This window comes from Nonomuraea sp. NPDC049400 (assembly GCF_044466425.1).
Lineage (GTDB): Bacteria > Actinomycetota > Actinomycetes > Streptosporangiales > Streptosporangiaceae > Nonomuraea.
This window is the reverse complement of the sequence record NZ_JBITMP010000004.1, coordinates 30915-48878: the sequence shown is the minus strand read 5'-3', so window position 1 is coordinate 48878 and position 17964 is coordinate 30915. Positions and strand designations below refer to the sequence as shown.

Below are 17964 nucleotides of genomic sequence, written 5' to 3'. Positions count from 1 at the left end.
GCGGGTTATTGGTTTGCCGGGCGGCACCAGGTACGGTCGGGACCATGCACGCGTACCGGACCGGATCCGTGGCGTTCGCCATGCTGGCCGCACTGGGCGCGCTGTCCGCCGCGTGCGGCGGCGCCGCGCCCGCCGCGCGGCAGGCGGCGCCCGCGTCGGCCCAGCCCCAGTCCCAGTCGCCGTCGCCGAGCCGGTCGTCCACCGGGCAGGCGCTGGCAGGGAAGATCGTCGTGATCGACCCCGGCCACAACGGCGGGAACGCCTCGCACCCCAAAGAGATCAACCGCCAGGTCGACATCATCACCGGCAAGAAGGCGTGCAACACGACCGGCACCGAGACCGACGCGGGATACCCGGAGCACGCCTTCACCTGGGACGTCGCCAGGAGGCTCAAGCCGATCCTGGAGAAGATGGGCGCCAAGGTCGTGCTCACCAGGCCCAACGACAAGGGCGTCGGCCCGTGCGTCACCGAGCGGGCGGCCATCGGCAACGAGGCCAGGGCGGACGCGGTCCTGTCGATCCACGGCGACGGCGCGGCGCCGGCCGGGCACGGCTTCCACGTGATCATGCCGGGGCTGGTCGCCGGGCACAACGACGCGATCGTCAAGCCGTCCCGCCGGCTCGGGGTGGCGATCAGGAACGCCTACCACGCCGGCACGGGGCTCCCGTACTCCACTTATAGGGGCGTGGACGCGCTGGAGACCCGCACCGACCTGGGCGGGCTCAACCTCTCCACGCGCCCCGCGGTGTTCATCGAGTGCGGCAACATGCGCAACCGCGGGGACGCCGCCAAGATGTCCGACTCCGCCTTCCGCGAGCGCATGGCCGAAGCCCTGGCCGGCGGGCTCAAGAAGTATCTGAGCTAGCCGCCCCGTACGCGCGCAGGAACGCCGCGGCGGCGGCCTCGGAGAGCCGCTCCAGGTCGGCTTCCGTGTAGTGGTCGCCGCCTCCCCAGAACATGACCTTGTTCACCGGGACCCACAGCAGCAGGCCCACGAAGTGCTCGGCGGCCAGCTGGGGGTCGTCCAGGCTGAGCAGCCCGCGTTCCGCCAGGCGTCCGAACGCGTCGGCCATGGTCTTCAGCGAACGCTCGAAGCCCTGCTCGTACCAGGTGCGGCCGAGGTCGGGGAAGCGGTCGGCCTCGGCGATCACCAGCCGCCGCAGGCGGAGCAGGTCCGGTCGCATGAGCGCGTCGAGGAACTGGCGGGCCAGCTCGCCCAGGTCCTTCGCCAGGTCGCCGCTGTCGTCGAGGGCCGCCGTGATCAGCTTGGCCAGCCCGTCCACCTGGCCCGTCGTGTCGAGGATGATGCTGGTGAACAGCTGCTCCTTGTCGGTGAAGTGCTTGTAGACGGTCTGCTTCGAGACCGCCGCCAGCGCGGCCACCTCGTCCATGCTCGCGCCCACATAGCCGTTGCGCAGGAAGACCGGCCGCGCCGCGTCCATGATCTGCCTGCGCTTGCGTGCCGTGCGGTCGTTCTCTTCCGCTGCCATGACCACCCTTTCGCGCTGCTGCGGAGAACAGTACTAGACAGTTCCGTACTGATATGAGTACTGTACCGTCTAGTTCCCAACATGACCAAGGACTTTCCCATGAGCGATCTCCAGAAGCAGGTGCAGGAAGCCGCCGACCGGCTCGTCGAGTCAGGCGAGGAGCGCGGGCTCCAGGTGGCGGTCTATCGAGACGGCGTCCAGATCGTGGACGTGGCGGCGGGTGTGGCCGACCCCGGGACCGGGCGGCCCGTCACGTCCGACACGCCTTTCTACAACTTCTCGATCGGCAAGGGCGCCACCGCCACCGTCGCCCACGTGCTGGCCGAGCGGGGGCTGTTCGGCTATGACACGCCGGTGGTGGAGCTGTGGCCGGAGTTCGGGCGGCACGGCAAGCAGGGCGTGACCGTACGGCACGTGCTGTCGCACACCGCCGGCGTGCCCGGCGTGCCGCTCGACACGACGCCCGAGGACGTCTGCGACTGGGGCAAGATGGTCGCCGCGCTGGAGGACGCCGAGCTGTGGTGGGAGCCGGGCACGAAGGTGGGCTACCACGCGTACACGTTCGGGTTCCTGGTCGGCGAGATCGTCCGCCGGGTCACCGGCAAGCCCATCTCGCAGGTGCTGCTCGAGGACGTGGCGGGCCCGCTGGGGGTGGGCGAGGAGCTCTACTTCGGGATGCCGGAGAAGGAGCACGCCCGGCTGGCCAGGCTGGAGGACGCGCCGGTGGACATGTCGGCGTGGGGGGAGATGCCGGCGGACCTGCCGATGTTCAAGGCGGGGCCGATGACGCTGATGCCCACCGCCGACCTGGGCAACCGGACCGACTACCTGTCCGCCGACATCCCCGCGGGCGGCAAGACCTCGGCCAGGGCCATCGCGCGGATGTACGCGGCGCTGCTCGGCGAGGTGGACGGGACGCGGCTGATCTCGCCCGAACGGCTGCGCGAGGTGACGGCGGTGGCCTCCAGCGGGGTCGACGAGGTGTTCGGCATGCCTTCGGCCTGGGGGCTCGGGTACGGCATCGGCGGCCCCGACTCGACGGCCGAGGCGAGCCCGACGGTCTTCGGGGTGCCCGGTGCGGGCGGCAGCGCGGCCTGGGCCGACACGGCGACCGGCACCGCGTTCGCCCTCACCAAGAACCGCCTCACCAACGACTTCGCCGCCGCCACCCAGATCGCCGCCATCGTCAAAGCCGCCTGACGCCCTCCCGCCCCTCGCAACTCATGTTCAGTCCTCAGGAACGGTTGACCCTGGCTCGCACGTGATGGATAACGGATTCCGGCAAAGGGAGTAAACCTGCACTGTTACGGAGACCCCGATGGCAAGCGCGGCTTCTCCCGCACTGGTCGGGCGCGACGCCCAGCTGCGGCTGCTCAACGGCGCCATCACCGGGCCGCCCTCCGTCATCCAGGTGCAGGGCGAGGCGGGCATAGGCAAGACCAGACTCGTCAGGGCGGCCATCGACCCGCTGCGCGAAGGCGGCGGCGAACGGACGGTGCTGCTCGGCCACTGCCACCAGATCCGCGAGCCGCTGCCGTACGGGCCGGTGTTCGACGCGCTGCGGCACGTCGCCGCGGCGCTGCCGCCTCAGGAACAGCTCGGCCCGCTCACCGGGGTCCTGTGCGGCTACCTCCCCGAGCTGGCGGACCGGCTCCCGCCCGCCCCGTCGCCACAGCCGCTCGACGACCCGCGGGCCGAGCGGCACCGGCTGTTCCGCGCGGTCCACGCGCTGCTGGCCGCCGCGGGTCCCGTCGTGCTGGTGGTCGAGGACCTGCACTGGGCCGACGACGGCACGCGTGACCTGCTGCGGTTCCTCACCGACCAGCCGCCGGACGGGCTGGCGCTGGTGGTGACGTTCCGGAGGGAGGAGCTGCCGGTGCCCGGGTTGCCGTTCGGGCACGCGTACCGGCGGGCTCCAGGGGTGCGCGGCGAGGTGATCTCGCTGACGCCGCTCGACGTCGAGGGCGTGCGCAGGCTGGCCGGCGCGCTGCTCGGCCGGTCGGCGCCGACCCCCGAGTTCGCCGCCAAGCTGCATGAACGCACCGCGGGGGTGCCGTTCGTGATCGAGGAGGTGGTGCGCTCGTTGCTCGATGACGAGGGCCGGTTACCCGAGCCGGAGGCGCTCGATCGCATGGCCGTGCCGCTGCTGCTGCGCGAGGCCATGGCCGAGCGGCTCGCCGGGCTGTCACCGGCCGCGCTGAGCACCGTGCGCGCCGCCGCCGTCCTGCGGCTGCCCGCCGACGAGCCCCTGATCGCCGCCGTCTCCGTCCCCGCCCCGTCCGAAACCGGGCTGGGCCAGGCGCTCGAGGCGGGGGTGCTGCTCGAGCAGCCCGACGGCCAGTACGGCTTCCGCCACACCCTCGCCCAGCAGGCCGTCTACGACACGATCCCCGGCCCGGAGCGGCGCCTGATCCACCAGCGGGCCATGGCCGCGCTGGCCGCGCTCGACCCGCCGCCCCTCGTCCAGCTCGCCCACCACGCCCGCCGCGCCGGCGACTTCGCGGCCTGGCAGCGCCACGGCAGCGCCGCCGCCGACCGGGCCGCCGCGCTCGGCGACATCCCGCTCGCCGTCGAGGTGCTCGAAGGGCTGCTGGCCGACCCCAAGCTGCCCCGCGACGCCCGCGGCCCGCTGGCGCTCAGGCTCAGCAGGGTCGCCGCCATCGGCCTGTCCCACCGGCGCGTCGTACGCATCCTGCGCCACCTGCTCAAGGACGACTTCCTGTCCCCGCAGGTACGCGGCCAGGCCAGGCTCAACCTGGGCATCCTCCTGTCCAACCAGGCGGGCGCGGTGGCCGCGGGCCGCCAGGAGATCCTGGCCGCGCTCCCCGACCTGCACGACAGCCCGAGCCTCGCCGCCCGCGGCCTCGCCCTGCTGGCCATGCCGGCCTGGGGCGGCGAGCCGCTCTCCACGCACCAGGAGTGGATGGTCCAGGCGGAGAAGCTGATCGACGAGGACCACGAACCCGAGCTGGCCGCCGCCGTGCTGGCCAACAAGGTGAGCCTCGCCATGCTGGTCGGCGCGCCCGACGCGTTCGAGCTGGTGGCGGCGCTGCCGGTGGACGACCCCGCCACGGCCGTGCGCCGCCAGGTGGCGCGCGGCTACTCCAACCTGTACGACGCCGCGGTGGCGCTCGGGCACTACGCGGCGGCCGAGCGGTTCGCGGAGCAGAGCAGGCGCATCGCGGAGGAGACCGGGGCGCTCTACCCCGAGTTCCTGGTGGAGATGTCGTCGATCAGGCTCGACCTGCTGACCGGCCGCTGGAAGGGCCTGCGTGAGCGGGCCGTCGCCGCCGTCGAGATGACCTTCGAGGCGCCGCTGCTGGCGGTCGACGCCCGATTGACACTCGGCATGCTGGCCCTGGCCAGGGGCGAATGGGACGAGGCCGGCGCGCATCTCGAGGCGGCCGGTGTACGGGACCTGGACTCGGGTTTCCTGCCCGTCGCCGCGGCGGCCTCCAGCGGGCTGGTCGAGCTGCACCTGACCCGCGACTCGCTCGAGTCCGCGCTGCGCGAGGCCGACCTCGCGGTGGGCAGGCTGCGGCGCAAGGGCGTGTGGGTGTGGGGCGACCAGCTGGTGCCCGCCGCCGCCGGCGCGCTGGTCAGGGCGGGGAGGCGGGGCGAAGCGGCCGACCTGGTGGGCGAGTTCGCCGCGGGGATCGAGGGCAGGAACGCGCCGTCCGCGCAGGCCGGGCTCGACGCCGCCAGAGGGGCGCTGGCCCGGGACGCCGACGAGGCGGCGCACTATTACGCCAGGGCTCGTGCCGTCTATGAGGCGATGCCGCGGCCGTGCGACGCGGCCAGGGCGGGGGAGTCGGAGTCGGGCGCGCGGCTCGCGCTCGGGGACCGGGAGCGGGCCGCCGACCTCGTCGCCGACGCGGGCGAGCGGTACGCGGCGCTCGGCGCCACCCACGACGCGGCCCGCTGCCGCCACCTGCTGCGCGAGATCGGCCCGACTGCCGCGCGGCGCAGGGGCCGCAGGGGCGGGAGCGGGGTGTTGTCGCCGCGCGAGAGCGAGGTGGCCAGGCTGGTCGCGCTCGGGCGGACCAACAGGGAGATCGCCGAGGTGCTGTTCCTGTCGCGCCGCACCGTGGACACGCACGTGGCCAAGGTGCTGCGCAAGCTCGGCGTGCGCACGAGGGCGGACGTGCGTGAGCCCCGGCCGGACGACCGGCCGGGGCTCGTGGAGAGCTAGACGGTGATGCTCCAGGAGTCCAGGTAGCCGGTGTCCTGGAGGTAGACGTCCTCGATCTCGAGGATCCAGGTGCCCGCCGCCTGCTGGCTCACCGGGACGGAGAACGTCCTGGTGCCGTACTGCGTGCAGGTGGTGCCGCCGTACCTGTCGACCGCGTACCACGTGCCGTTCGGACCGCGCAGCCAGATGTCGAGGTCCTCGGCGCACGTGTGGCTGATCGTGATGGACAGCTTGACCGGCGAGGTCGCGGTGCCCGTCGCGGTGGAGGTGATCGGGCTCTGGATGGTGCTCCAGTCGTCGATCGTGTAGTTCGTGCCGTTGGTGAACGTCCTGCCGCCCGAGGTGCTCTGGACGGTCAGCGCGTACGTCGCCGTGTGCGTCGCCGTCACGCCCGTGCCGGTCACCGTGACGGTGTAGTTGCCGGCCGGTGTGGTGGGCGCGGTCGAGATCGTCAGCGTGGACGAGGCGCCCGAGGTCACCGAGGCCGGGTTGAACGCGGCCGTGGCGCCCGTCGGGAGGCCGCTGGCCGACAGGTTCACCGTCTGCGCCGTGCCCGCCGTGGTGGTCGTGCCGATCGTCGTCGTCGCCGCCGAGCCCGCCTGCACTGTGCCGGACGCGGGGCTGGCCGAGATCGAGAAGTCACGCGTCGGCGGGTTCGAGCTGACGGTGAGCGCGTACGTCGCGGTGTGCGTCGTCGAGCCGGTTCCGGTGACTGTGATGTTGTACGTGCCCGCCGCCGTCGACGAGCCGACGGAGAGCGTCAGCGTCGAGGAGTTGCCCGAGGTCACCGACGACGGGTTGAAGCTCGCCGTGGTGCCGCTGGGCAGGCCGGACGCCGACAGGCTCACGGTCTGGGCGCTGCCGGAGGTGGTCTGCGTGCTCACTGTGACCGTCGCCTGGCCGCCGGGCGTCGCGCTGCCGGACGTCGGGTTGAGCGAGATCGAGAAGTCGCTGGTCGATGTGCCGCACGCGGGCTCGCCCGACATCGCCGCCACGCTGACCGCGCTCCACGCCGCCTTGGTGGTGTTGCACTGGGCGCTGTTGGCCCCGAACAGCTCGATCGCGGCCGCGACAGAGGCGGCGCGGACGTTCGTGTACCGCCAGGACGAGGTCTTGCGGGACAGCGCGCCCATGAAGATCTTGCCGGCGTTCTGGATGCCGATGCCGGTGACCGACGAGGGGCCGCCGGAGCAGATCGGGCTGGACGGCTTGCCGCCGCCGGGGTTGTTGCCCTCGGCCAGCAGGTAGAACCAGTGGTTCAGCGGGCCCGCCGCCGCGTGCACCTCGGTGCTCGGGATCGAGGACGACCAGCAGTTCGGGTCGCCGAGCGCGCTCGGGTTGTACATGTTGCGGATCGGCCCGTCGCCGACCAGGTCGACCTCCTCGCCGACCAGGTAGTCGGCCGGGTCGTTCGGGTGGGCGGCGTACGCCTCGGTGATCGCGCCGAAGATGTCGCCGGTGCCCTCGTTGATGCCGCCGTTCTCGTTGCCCGATCCGGCGCCGCCAGGTGTGGTCTGGAAGATCGCGTGCCCGAACTCGTGCGCCACGACGTCGATGGGGGTCGCCTGCCGGTTGTTGGCCTGGTTGTGGCCGAAGTTCGTGTAGCTGCCGTTCCAGTAGGCGTTCACGTCGTTGAGCCCGACCCGGATCGGGAAGCCGCGGCCGCTGCCGTTGATGCCGTTGCGGCCCAGCCAGTCGCGCAGCATGTCCCATTCGCGCTGCACGCCGTAGAGCGCGTCCACGCAGGCGGTCTCGAGGTTGGTGCCGGAGCCGTTGCCCCAGGCGTCGTCGGTGCCGGTGTACGCGCTGCCGTTCTGGCCGCCGCACTGGATGCCGGGCCTGGTCGAGTCGGTCATCGAGTACGAGCTGCCGGAGCCGCTGGTCTGGATGGTGACCTGGCCGTAGTAGTAGCCGTTGCCGGTGCCCGCGCGTACCAGGTCGTAGGAGTCGGCGATCTCGCCGGTGCGCGCGTCCACGAACACGTGCTGGATGCTCGGCTTGCCCTCGGCGATGCCGCTGACCATGGCATCCCAGGTCAGCCTCGGCTTCTCGCCCCAGGCCAGCACGACCAGGCGGGGCGCGGCGGTGTCGTCCACGCGGGAGAGCCTGGTCCTGGCGACCTCGGTGGCCCGGTCGGCGCTGATCGTGGCGTTGGTCGGCACGTCGCTCGGGGTCGGGCCCGCCGCCGCGACCGTGTCCCTGACGTTCCCCGCCGCGTCGGTGACCACGACGGCGTCGCCGCCGACCATCGGCAGGCCCTTGTACGTGCGCTCGTACGACACGTAGTACATGTCGGCCGCGCCCGGGGTGACCGCGACGCGGCTGTAGGCCTCGTCCGGCCCTCTGGTCAGCTCGTCGAGCTGGCTGGAGATCGCCTTGTCCGCGACCTGCGCGGCGAGCGACGCGGGGTCGCCTGCTCGCGTGGTCTGCTTGCGCGGGGTGGCTCCCGGAGGGGCGGCGTTCGCGGGTGGCGCCTGTAAGGCCAGTGTCGCGGCCGTGGCCATGCCGACGACCGCCGCGAGTAAGGCTTTACGTTTCACGCTGTGCTGCTCCTTTCGACGTTCTCCCTCGGGGGTCGGCACGCTTCGTGAGCGCACGACACGCCGCACCGGGGATCGCCTCGGCGGCGGGATTGCAGGGAGATTGGGGGGTGGGAAGCTAGCAGTACTGTTGCGCCTTGATGCCGCGACGCTAAACGGTCACTCCTGACTGGGAAATACGTATATGCATCCGTAGGCATACCGATAATTCCGTTCTGACTGCTCAGTTGAGGAACAATCGGGGCGTGCAGTACGGCATCCTGGGCCCGCTCCTGGTGCGCTCCCCCGACGGTGACGCCCTGTCGATCGGGGGTCCGCGCCCGCGTGCCCTGCTCGCGCTGCTGCTGCTCGACGCCGGGCGGGTAGTGAGCGTCGAGCGCCTCATCGACGGCCAGTACGGCGACCGGCCCCCCGCGGAGGCCGCCAACGCCATCCAGGCGCAGATCTCCCGGCTCAGGCGGAGCCTGCCCGCCGGGCTGATCGAGTTCCACGGCGCGGGATACCGGCTGGCGGTCTCGCCGGATGACGTGGACGCGCACCGGTTCGAGCGGCTGTCCCGCGAGGGGCGGCGGCTGCTGACGGCCGGCCGTTTTCCGGGAGCCGCCTCCTCGCTCAGGGAGGCTCTCGGGTTGTGGCGGGGACCGGCGCTCGCGGACGTGGCCGACGCGCCGTTCGCGGGGCCGCAGGCGCTCCGGCTGGAGGAGCTCAGGCTGTCCGCCACGGAGGACCTGATGGAGGCCGAGCTGGGCCTGCCGGAAGGCAGCCCGGTGGCCGCGCTGCAGGACCTGGTGGCCACGCATCCGCTGCGGGAGCGCCCGCGCGGGCTGCTGATGCGCGCCCTGGAGGCGGCGGGGCGGCCGTCCGAGGCGCTCGCCGTCTACGACGAGACGCGCCGCCTGCTCGCCGACGAGCTCGGCACCGACCCCTCGCCCGAGCTGGCGGCCCTGCACCTGGCGATCCTGCGCGCGGAACGGCACCAGGTCCGGCGGACCGCACCACCGGCCCAGCTGAACCGGCTCGTCGGGCGGGAGGAGGAGCTCGCGCGGCTGGCCGAGCTGCGCGGCGCCCGCCTGGTGACGATCGTCGGCCCCGGCGGCACCGGCAAGACCCGCCTGGCCATCGAAGCCACCACCCGTCCCGCGCCGCTTTCCGATCGCGATGCCTTCCATGCGGGGAGGGGCGGCGCCCGGGAGGCGTGCTTCGTGGACTTGTCGCTGGTGGACGGGGCCGGGCAGGTGGCGGGGATGGTGCTGGCCGCGCTGGGGCTGCGCGAGCCGGCGCTGCGCAGGCTCCCCGACCCGGCGGAACGCCTGGTGGCGGCGCTCGCCGAGCAGGACCTCCTGCTCGTCCTGGACAACTGCGAGCACGTGATCGCCGAGGTCGCCGCCCTGGCCCGCCGCCTGCTCGCCGCCTCTCCCGGCCTGACGATCATGGCCACGAGCAGGGAGCCGCTGGGCATCACCGGCGAGCACCTGGTCCCGCTTGCGCCCCTGCCCACCGGGCCGGCTGTCCGGCTGTTCGCCGAACGGGCGGCGGCCGTGCGGCAGGGGTTCGCGGTCGGGCCCGGCGCCCAGGACGCCGTCCTGCGGATCTGCGCGGCGCTGGACGGCCTGCCGCTGGCCATCGAGCTGGCGGCGGCCCGGATGCGCACGTTCGGGGTGGCGGAGATCGCCACCCGGCTGGCCGAGCACGACCGGTTCAGGCTGCTCTCGCGCGGCGACCGTACCGCTCCTGCTCGCCACCAGACGCTGTACGCGGTCGTGGAGTGGAGCTGGAGCCTGCTCGACGCCGAGGAGCAGGCGCTGGCCAGGCGGTTCTCCGTGTTCGCCGGCGGCGCGAGCCTGGCGGCGGTGGAACGGGTCTGCGGCGCGGACAGCGCCGGCCTGCTGGCCGACCTGGTGGACAAGTCGCTGGTCGAGACCGACGGCGAGCGCTACCACATGCTCGACACCATCCGCCTGTTCTGCGCGGAGCGGCTGGCGGAGGCGGGCGAGGAGGAACGCCTGAGGGCGGCCCACGCCGCCTGGTTCCTGGAGTTCGCGGGCCGCGCCGACGGCCACCTCTACAGCGCCGAGCAGCTCGAGTGGCTGGCCCGGCTCTCGGCTGACAACGCGAACCTGCAGGCGGCGCTGCGGTGGAGCGTGGAGCACGACAGGCCGGCGGCGGCGCGGCTGGTGGCGGCGCTGGCCATGTACTGGTGGCTGAGCGGGCGGCGGGGGGAGGCGACCCCGCATGCCGTGCGCCTCCTTGACACGATCGGGCCCGAACTGGCCGAGGAGTACGTGCTGGTGGTGCTGCACGCCGTGCCCGAGGCCGGGTCGCCGCACTGGAAGCAGGCCCGTGCGGTGATCGAGTCGCTCGACCGGCCGATGCGATGCCCGTTCGGTCCGGCCCTGTGGGGAATGATCGCGGGGCCGCCGGAGCCGCAGGCGCTGTCCGGGCGAGTGCTCGCGTCCGACCCGTGGAGCAGGGCACTCGATCGGCTCGGCCGCGCCCTGCTGATGCTGGTGAGCGGCGGGGTCGCGGTCGCGGAGCAGGAGCTGGAGTCGGCGCGCGCGGAGTTCGGCTCGTTGGGGGAGCGCTGGGGCAAGGCGCAGGGCCTCGACTGGCTCGGGATGATCGCGAGCTGGCGCGGCGAGTGGAGACGGGCCATGGCGCTGTGGCAGGACGCGGTCGCCCTGCTGGAGGAGCTCGGCGCGGTGGAGGAGCTGGTGGACGTGCTGGGCCGGCGGGCCGACGCGCACCGGCGCGCCGGCGACGTCCAGAGGGCACGCGCCGACTCCGAGCGCGCCGGGGAGCTGGCGCGCCGGCTGGGCAGGCCAGAGCTGGCGGCGGCGGTTCACCTGCGGCTGGGCGAGATCGCCCGGTCCGAGGGCGACCTCGCGGAGGCCGGCCGCCTGCTCGACGCGGCCCTGGCCGCCTCGGAGAGCGGGGCGTTCACGTCCACGGGGTTCAGGTCGCACGTGCTGACGGCGCTCGGCCGTTTGGCCGAGGCGACGGGCGACACTGCCGAGGCCGCGCGCAGGCACGCGGAGGCCCTGGCCACGGCGCTGAAGTCGCCGCTGTCCACCGACCTCGCCGACGCTGCGGAAGGCCTGGCAGGACAGTGCCTGCCGGGCGGCACGACGGAGGACGGAGGTTCGGCGGAGCGGGCGGCGTTGCTGCTCGGCGTGGGGGTGGCGCTGCGCGGCATGGCCGTCGCCGGGGATCGGGACGTCGCCAGGGTCGCCGCCGCCGCCACGGAGGTCCTCGGGGCGGAGGGGTTCGCGGCGGCGTTCGCCAAGGGCGCCTCGATGAGCAGGGACGACGCGCTGTCCGCCCTGACCGCGACCACGGGCCCCACCGACTGACAGAGCCCGCCCCGGCTGTCAGCCGGTGGTCGCCCCGCTGTCAGCGCCGCCCGCGAGGCTGCGGGACATGAAGAACACCAACGTGCTCATCTCCGGGGCCGGCATCGGCGGCCCCGCTCTCGCCCTCTGGCTCGCCCGCCACGGCTTCAACGTCACCGTCGTCGAGAAGGCCCCGTCGCTCCGCCTCGGCGGCCAGGCCGTCGACTTCAAGGGCAGGACCCACCGCACCGTACTGACCCGCATGGGGCTGCTCAAGGAGATCGAAGCGCACCAGACCGGCGGTGTCGACCAGGAGATCGTCGACGCGGACGGCCGCCGGCTGACGGTCATGCCCGGCGAGTTCACCGGCGGCGACATCGAGATCAAGCGCGGCGAGCTGTCCCGCCTCCTTTACGAGCGGACCGCCGCGAGCTGCGAGTACGTCTTCGGCGACTCGATCACCTCGCTCACCGAGACCTCCGGCGGCGTCCACGTCACCTTCGAACGCGCCGCGCCCCGCACGTTCGACCTGGTAGTGGGGGCGGACGGCATCCACTCCAACGTACGCCGCCTCGCCTTCGGCCCCGAGGCCGACCACGTGAAGCACCTCGGCTACTACTACGCCCTGGTCGACGTCCAGGAGGACTTCGGCGGGGTCTCGAAGATGTACAACGAGCCCGGCAGGATGGCCGCCGTCGGCGGGCCGAAGGCACCGGCGTTCTTCGTCTTCGCCTCCGAGCGCCTCGACTACGACCGGTACGACATGCGGCAGCAGAAGGACATCCTGACCCGCGCCTACGCGGGCATGGGCTGGCAGGGCCCGGCGCTCACGGAGGCGGTCCGCCGCTCCGGGGACGTCTACCTCGACTCGATCAGCCAGGTCGGCATCGACCGCTACAGCCAGGGTCGCGTGGTGCTGCTCGGCGACGCCGCGTACGGCAACACCTTGGGCGGATTCGGCAGCGGCTTGGCCGTGGTCGGCGCGTACGTGCTCGCGGGCGAGCTCAAGCGGGCGGGCGGCGATCACCGCGTGGCCTTCGCGCAGTACGAGGAGCAGATGCGCGGATACGCCAAGATCGCCAAGAACGGCAACGCGGGCCCCTTCCTCGCCCCCCGCACCAAGAGGGGGATCCGGATGCGGAACTGGTTGTTCAAGTACAGCTTCCTGCTGGGTTTGATGATGAAGATGGGCGACAAGTTCGCGAACGACATCGCGCTCAAGGAGTACTGAACTTTTCTCACATCCGCCGCATCCAACCCCGGCATGAACAAGATTCAGAAGCTCGCCACCCTGTCCGTCCTGCCCGTCGCCGCGGCTCTGCTGGCTCTCCCCGCCCAGGCGGCGGAGCGACCCGCCTGCCCCGTCCCCGCCAAGGCGCAGTCGGACCAGACGGACAGGCCCGCCAAGGGCGCGACCGCCATCAAGGGCGTCAGGGTGGGCTACCTCCCCAAGGGCTTCACGTACGGCGAGATCCTCGCGAACCAGCACGACGGCCTCATCGAGTACGGCTACCAGTGGGCGGACGACCGCGACGACGTGGACAGAAAGCACCGGGCCCTGTGGGTCAGGGTGGTGTGCTGGCCGAAGGCGAGCAAGCTGGCCCAGCTCAAGAACGCGCCGTTCCAGACCGGCACGTTCTCCGGTGACACGAAGACCGTCAAGATCGGCGGCCGTCAGGTGCTCACCCAGGAAGGCGACGGCGCGCTGGGCCACGGCCGGTACGCGGGCTGGGTCGAGCGCAAGGGAGTCGTCGTCACGGTGATGGCCAGCCAGCCCCTCGTGCCCGAACTGGCGAAGATCATCAAGGGCATCAAGCTCTGAGCCGGCCGACGCCGCCTTCGATGCGGAGCCTCGACATGCCTGTCAGCAGGGGGATGTGGGGCTCCTCGCCGATGTGCCAGTCCTGGACCGGCACCAGGCCGGGGCCGATCAGCTCGAACCCGTCGAACAGCCGCAGCACCTCATCCCGCGCCCTGAACCGCGCCTGCGCGGGGGAGCCGGCCGTCGCCATCGTGAGCTGAGCGATCGCCTCGGGGTCGCTCTCCGCCATCGCGTGGGTGAGCACCAGGTGACTGCCCGGCGCCATAGGCTCCCTGAAGGCGGCCACGACGCCCGCGGGATCCTCCTCGTCCATCACGTAGTGCAGCACGCCGACCATCAGCACGCACACCGGCTGATCGAAGTCGATCAAGCCGGTGACGTGTGGGTCGGACAGCACGTCGGCGGGGCGGCGCAGGTCGGCCTGGATGCTGGCGACGCCGGGCGAGTCGGCTAGCAGCACCTGGGCGTGCAGCCGCACCATCGGATCGTGGTCCACGTAGATCACCCGGCAGGCCGGGCTGACCGAGCGGACGGTCTCGTGGATGCTCGGTGAGGTCGGGATGCCGGTGCCCAGATCGACGAACTGCCGCATGCCCCGCTCTGCCAGATGGCGGACGGCCTCGACCTGGAACCTGCGGTTGGCCCTGGCCACCAGGCGCGCCTCCGGGGCGACGGCGAGCAGCTTGTCGGCCACCGCCCGATCGACCGCGACGTGGTCCTTGCCGCCGAGCAGATAGTCGTAAACCCGGGCCGAGCTGGGAACAGTCGGATCCACACCGGGCGGAACGCGTTCTAGCTCGGTCACGGGGGCCGTCTCCTTCTACGTGTACGACTCGAACGCCATACTACTCGGCGCTTCCGCGCCGAAGGCCCAGGTCTGCGAAGCTTCTTCGACTGGACAGGCAGGCGAAACAGAACACGTTCTCGTTTATTGCGGGCCGTCAGGCGCCGGGGCGCTGAAGCGGGTCAGGAGCTGCTCGGCGGCGGCGAAGCCGGCCACCACGTCGGCGGCCGTACGCCGCTCGCGCACCATCCCCACTGCCTGCCCCGCGTAGATGTAGGCGGTGTCGAAGTCGCCCTCGCGCCGCGCCACCTCCAGCTGCGCCTGGGCGGAGTCGTCCGCGGCCAGCTCGTCCTCCCGCCCTGCCCAACGGTCGAAGAACGCGTTGCGCAACGCGCGCCCGCCGTACTCCGGTGGCCACCCGAGGCGCTGGGCGACGTCGAAGACCCGGCCGTACGCGGTGCCCGTCTCCTCCGCGGCCAGCACCTGATCGCCGGCCGCCGCGGAGAGTGCGGTCTCCACGCACCCCATGAACGCCGTGCCCACCCACGCCCCGGCGGCGCCGGCGGCCAGCACGGCGGCGAGCCCGCGCGCGGTCGCGATACCGCCCGCCGCGAGCACCGGGATCCGCACCGCGTCGAGCACGCTCTGCAGCAGCGGCAAGGTGCCCACCTCGTCGCGCCCGTGCCCGCCGGCCTCGGCGCCACGCGCCACCACCGCGTCCACCCCTGCCTGCTCGGCGGCGCGGGCCTCGTCGGTGGTGCCCGCCTGGGTGACGACCGTGATGCCCGCCTGCCTGAGCTCCCCGACATAACGCTCGTACGGCCCGAAGCTCACGGAGACCATCGCCGGGCGGAGCTCGAGCACGACGTCGAGCTGGGCCGGGTTGTGGGGCAGCGCCCAGGCCATGAGCCCGATCCCGTACGGCTCGCAGCCCGCGACGGTGGCCTCCTTCTCGATCCAATCCCCCGTGGTGGTGGCGGAGACCCCGATCAGGCCCAGCGCCCCGGCCTCGGAGACGGCGGCGGCCAGCCGGCCCGCGCCCACCCCCGCCATCGGCGCGCCCACCACGGGCACCCTCAGCCCGAACCGATCAGTAAGCCAGGTGTGCAAGATCACTACCTCCAAAACCCCTGCTGGAGCCAGTCTTCCATGGCCTTCCCTACCTCCGGACCGGAAATAGAGCCGGATGGCCGATGCGCTCATGGCACACACCTGTGCATCCTGGTGGGGAGCGGGTTTCGTTCCGCAGCTGAGAGGAGTCACGAGGGCATGGACAACGCGGCAGGCCGCCCGACCGTGATCTTGGATAATGGCGTGGTCGGCAGGGTCATGCTGGCTCATCCGTCCAGGCGCGATCTCGTGCTCGTGCTCGGCATGGACGGCACCCTGCTGAGCTGCCAGCTCGACGACATCGCGTGCGTGGTCGGCGGCAAACCACTCTGCCGCGACGGCTGACGCCGGCGGCACTTCCCACCGGCACCGAGGTGACGGCGGTCGATGGCGGCCGCCCTTTTGGGGGGAACGGCTCCGCTTCCCGCCAACCCGACGTGACCGCAGTCAGTGGTGGCCGTCCCTTGGGGAAGAAAGGGAGGCTGGCGGGCCGCGGCCGGATGGGCGGTGGCCGTCCCTTGAAGGGAAGGGCGCGATGGGGCCGCCGTGGCCCGTGGGAGTGGCGACGGGCCCTTGCAAGGAGGGGCGGGAGCGCGTCAGGCGGCTTTGACGATGGCGGCGATCTGGGTGGCGGCGGCGAAGTCGTTGGTGAGGCGGTTATTGGTGAGGGCGAACGCGGTGCCGGTCGCCGTGTCGGCCCAGGCCGCGCTGCTCGGGTTCCGGCTTGGCCAGCGGGGTTGCGTTGTGCAGTCTGCCGAGACTTGTCGCGCACATGTTCTATCCGACAGGGTCAACTCTTGGTATTGTTACGGTCACGCAACGTGAAACCCGGGAAGGGTGAGTGCCAGTCATGCCCGCGTGCCCGTTCGACCGCGATCCACAGGCACCGACCGCGTGGCGCCCTCGCCGGTCGGCCATGGACCGCGCTGGCATCGTGGCGGAGGTCGGTGAGCATGGCTGAGTTGCGTCCGATCGCCCCTGCCTTCGTGGTGCCTGGCCCGTCCGGTGTTGCTGTCCGCGATCGGCTCAAGCACCTCACCGCCGCAGATGACGAGGTGCTGCGCCTGGTCGGGGCGCATACGGGCGCGCTGGCCTCGGCCGATCTGAAAACCAGGTGCGCTGACGGGCTTGGTCACTCCGCCGACGCCTGGGCGGCCCGCAAACGCGAGTTGACTGGGCAGTCGTCGGCGCGCTGGGCGGGGGCCATCACCAAAGCGTCCCACGATCAGTGGGCGCTGGCCCGCCGCTGCCAGGCGGACCACATCCGCGACCTTGAGGCTGCGATTGCCACGATCACCCGTCGGCTGTCGCTGCCTATCGGGAAGAAGGGCACCGGCAAGGAGCCGGGCGGCTACCGCTCGGCGCAGGAATGGTTCGCCAAGTCCCGCCGCCTGCACCTCCTGCAGGACCGGCTGAAGCGGCTGCGGGCTGGCCAGCAGGCCGGGCGGGTGCGCGTGGTGCGGGGCGGCAAACGCCTGCTGAACACTCGCCACCACCTGGACGCCGCCGGACTCACCGAGGCCGAGTGGCGGCAGCGGTGGGAGGCTGAGCGTTGGTTCCTGGCCGCCGATGGCGAGTCCGGCAAACGCTACGGCAACGAGACCATCCGCATCACCCCCGACGGGCAGGTGTCGATCAAGCTGCCCGCGCCACTGGCGCACCTGGCCAACGCGCCGCACGGCCGCTACGTCCTCGCCTGCCGGGTGGCCTTCGCCCACCGTGGCACCGAATGGGCCGATCGCATTGAGGCCAACCGAGCCGTGGCTTACCGCATCCACCTGGACGTGGCGCGGGGACGCTGGTACATCACCGCCTCCTGGCAGATCCCTGCTGCCCCGACCATGCCCCTATCGGCTGCGCTTGCCGCAGGGGTGATCGGGGTGGACACCAACGCCGACCACCTGGCCGCCTGGCGCCTGGACGTCCACGGCAACCCCATCGGCAACCCACGCCGCTTCGTCTACGACCTGTCCGGGTCGGCAGACCATCGTGACGCGCAGGTCCGCCACGCCCTGACCCGCCTGCTGCACTGGGCAAGGGCCTGCGGGGTGAAGGCCATCGCCATCGAAGACCTCGACTTTCAGACGGAGAAGACCCGGGAAAAGCACGGCCGCCGCAAACGCTTCCGAAAGCTCATCTCCGGCATGCCCACCAGCAAGCTACGCGCCCGGCTCACCTCAATGGCCGACCAGAGCGGGATCGCGATCATCGCCGCCGACCCGGCCTACACCTCCAAGTGGGGCGCCCAGCACTGGCAAAAGCCCCTCACCACAAAGACTCGCACGACCACGCGCCACGACGCAGCCGCCGTGGCGATCGGCAGACGCGCCCAAGGGCACCCGATCCGGCGACGGACGGCACCGCCCCCTGCCCACCGGAGCGATGGACAGGGGCATCGGACCGTCCAGGCCGGAACGGACGCCTGCGGGCGTGAGGGACCCCGCCCCCACATCCCCGGACCACGGACACGATCCGTGCCGCCCGGACGCGGCACGAACGCGGGCGACCAGAACACTCAACACCGTTCGGAGCGTTCGACTGAGCACGTGCAACTCATGCTCAGCCCTTAGGAACGGTGCCCTTTCGGAGAGGGCCCCCCGCTTCTGGCACGTCAACGCGCCGCCTGCCAATCCGCCCTGACCTGCGCGAACGCATGAAAGTTTCACAAGCTGCCGCCTCGTACCGAGCGTCCATTG

12 protein-coding genes are annotated in these 17964 nt (G+C 72.1%); 8 read left to right on the top strand and 4 right to left on the bottom strand.

The features are described 5' to 3' along the window. Positions 1–44 precede the first annotated feature (44 nt). Positions 45–866 carry an N-acetylmuramoyl-L-alanine amidase gene (locus ACIBVN_RS06210; protein WP_397133256.1) on the top strand — a complete coding sequence of 274 codons (822 nt, stop codon included), beginning with the start codon at positions 45–47 and terminating at the stop codon, positions 864–866. Here ACIBVN_RS06210 and ACIBVN_RS06205 read toward each other — a convergent pair. After that, complete coding sequence (locus ACIBVN_RS06205) at positions 847–1491, bottom strand: TetR/AcrR family transcriptional regulator (protein ID WP_397133254.1); 645 nt, start codon at positions 1489–1491, stop codon at positions 847–849. The genes ACIBVN_RS06210 and ACIBVN_RS06205 overlap by 20 nt on opposite strands. A gap of 99 nt (positions 1492–1590) precedes the next feature. Here ACIBVN_RS06205 and ACIBVN_RS06200 point away from each other — a divergent pair, with 99 nt between their 5' ends. Further along, positions 1591–2691: a serine hydrolase domain-containing protein gene (locus ACIBVN_RS06200; RefSeq protein WP_397133252.1), complete on the top strand. Its 1101-nt coding sequence runs from the start codon at positions 1591–1593 to the stop codon at positions 2689–2691. 118 nt (positions 2692–2809) lie between these two features. Further along, entirely contained in the window at positions 2810–5683 is a 2874-nt protein-coding gene (locus tag ACIBVN_RS06195; RefSeq protein WP_397133250.1) for an ATP-binding protein, read from the top strand. On the opposite strand, the gene ACIBVN_RS06190 is transcribed toward ACIBVN_RS06195, so the two are convergent. Continuing rightward, positions 5680–8223 (bottom strand): M4 family metallopeptidase, encoded by a 2544-nt coding sequence (locus ACIBVN_RS06190; protein ID WP_397133248.1) that lies wholly within the window; start codon positions 8221–8223, stop codon positions 5680–5682. The genes ACIBVN_RS06195 and ACIBVN_RS06190 overlap by 4 nt on opposite strands. 245 nt (positions 8224–8468) lie before the next feature. Between ACIBVN_RS06190 and ACIBVN_RS06185 the strand changes: the two genes are divergently transcribed. The 3 genes from ACIBVN_RS06185 (at position 8469) to ACIBVN_RS06175 (ending at position 13374) form a co-directional block, all read left to right on the top strand. Continuing rightward, positions 8469–11573 carry a BTAD domain-containing putative transcriptional regulator gene (locus tag ACIBVN_RS06185; protein ID WP_397133246.1) on the top strand — a complete coding sequence of 1035 codons (3105 nt, stop codon included), beginning with the start codon at positions 8469–8471 and terminating at the stop codon, positions 11571–11573. 67 nt (positions 11574–11640) lie between these two features. Then, positions 11641–12783: an FAD-dependent monooxygenase gene (locus tag ACIBVN_RS06180; RefSeq protein ID WP_397133244.1), complete on the top strand. Its 1143-nt coding sequence runs from the start codon at positions 11641–11643 to the stop codon at positions 12781–12783. A 33-nt stretch (positions 12784–12816) separates the two neighbouring features. Then, the gene (locus tag ACIBVN_RS06175) at positions 12817–13374 is read left to right on the top strand and encodes a hypothetical protein (protein WP_397133242.1); all 558 of its coding nucleotides are present in this window, start codon (positions 12817–12819) and stop codon (positions 13372–13374) included. On the opposite strand, the gene ACIBVN_RS06170 is transcribed toward ACIBVN_RS06175, so the two are convergent. Further along, a complete protein-coding gene (locus tag ACIBVN_RS06170; protein WP_397133240.1) occupies positions 13364–14179 on the bottom strand; it encodes an SAM-dependent methyltransferase in 816 nt (271 codons plus the stop codon). The two genes, ACIBVN_RS06175 and ACIBVN_RS06170, sit on opposite strands and share 11 nt — an antisense overlap. A 123-nt stretch (positions 14180–14302) precedes the next feature. Then, on the bottom strand, positions 14303–15274 hold the full coding sequence (locus ACIBVN_RS06165; RefSeq protein ID WP_397133897.1) for an NAD(P)H-dependent flavin oxidoreductase: 972 nt from the start codon (positions 15272–15274) through the stop codon (positions 14303–14305). 153 nt (positions 15275–15427) lie between these two features. On the opposite strand from ACIBVN_RS06165, the gene ACIBVN_RS06160 reads away from it, so the two are divergent. Together ACIBVN_RS06160 and ACIBVN_RS06155 are read left to right on the top strand one after the other, a co-directional pair. Next, entirely contained in the window at positions 15428–15613 is a 186-nt protein-coding gene (locus ACIBVN_RS06160; protein WP_345000866.1) for a hypothetical protein, read from the top strand. Positions 15614–16221: 608 nt separating this feature from the next. Next, on the top strand, positions 16222–17838 hold the full coding sequence (locus tag ACIBVN_RS06155) for an IS200/IS605 family accessory protein TnpB-related protein (RefSeq protein WP_397133238.1): 1617 nt from the start codon (positions 16222–16224) through the stop codon (positions 17836–17838). Positions 17839–17964: the final 126 nt, after the last annotated feature.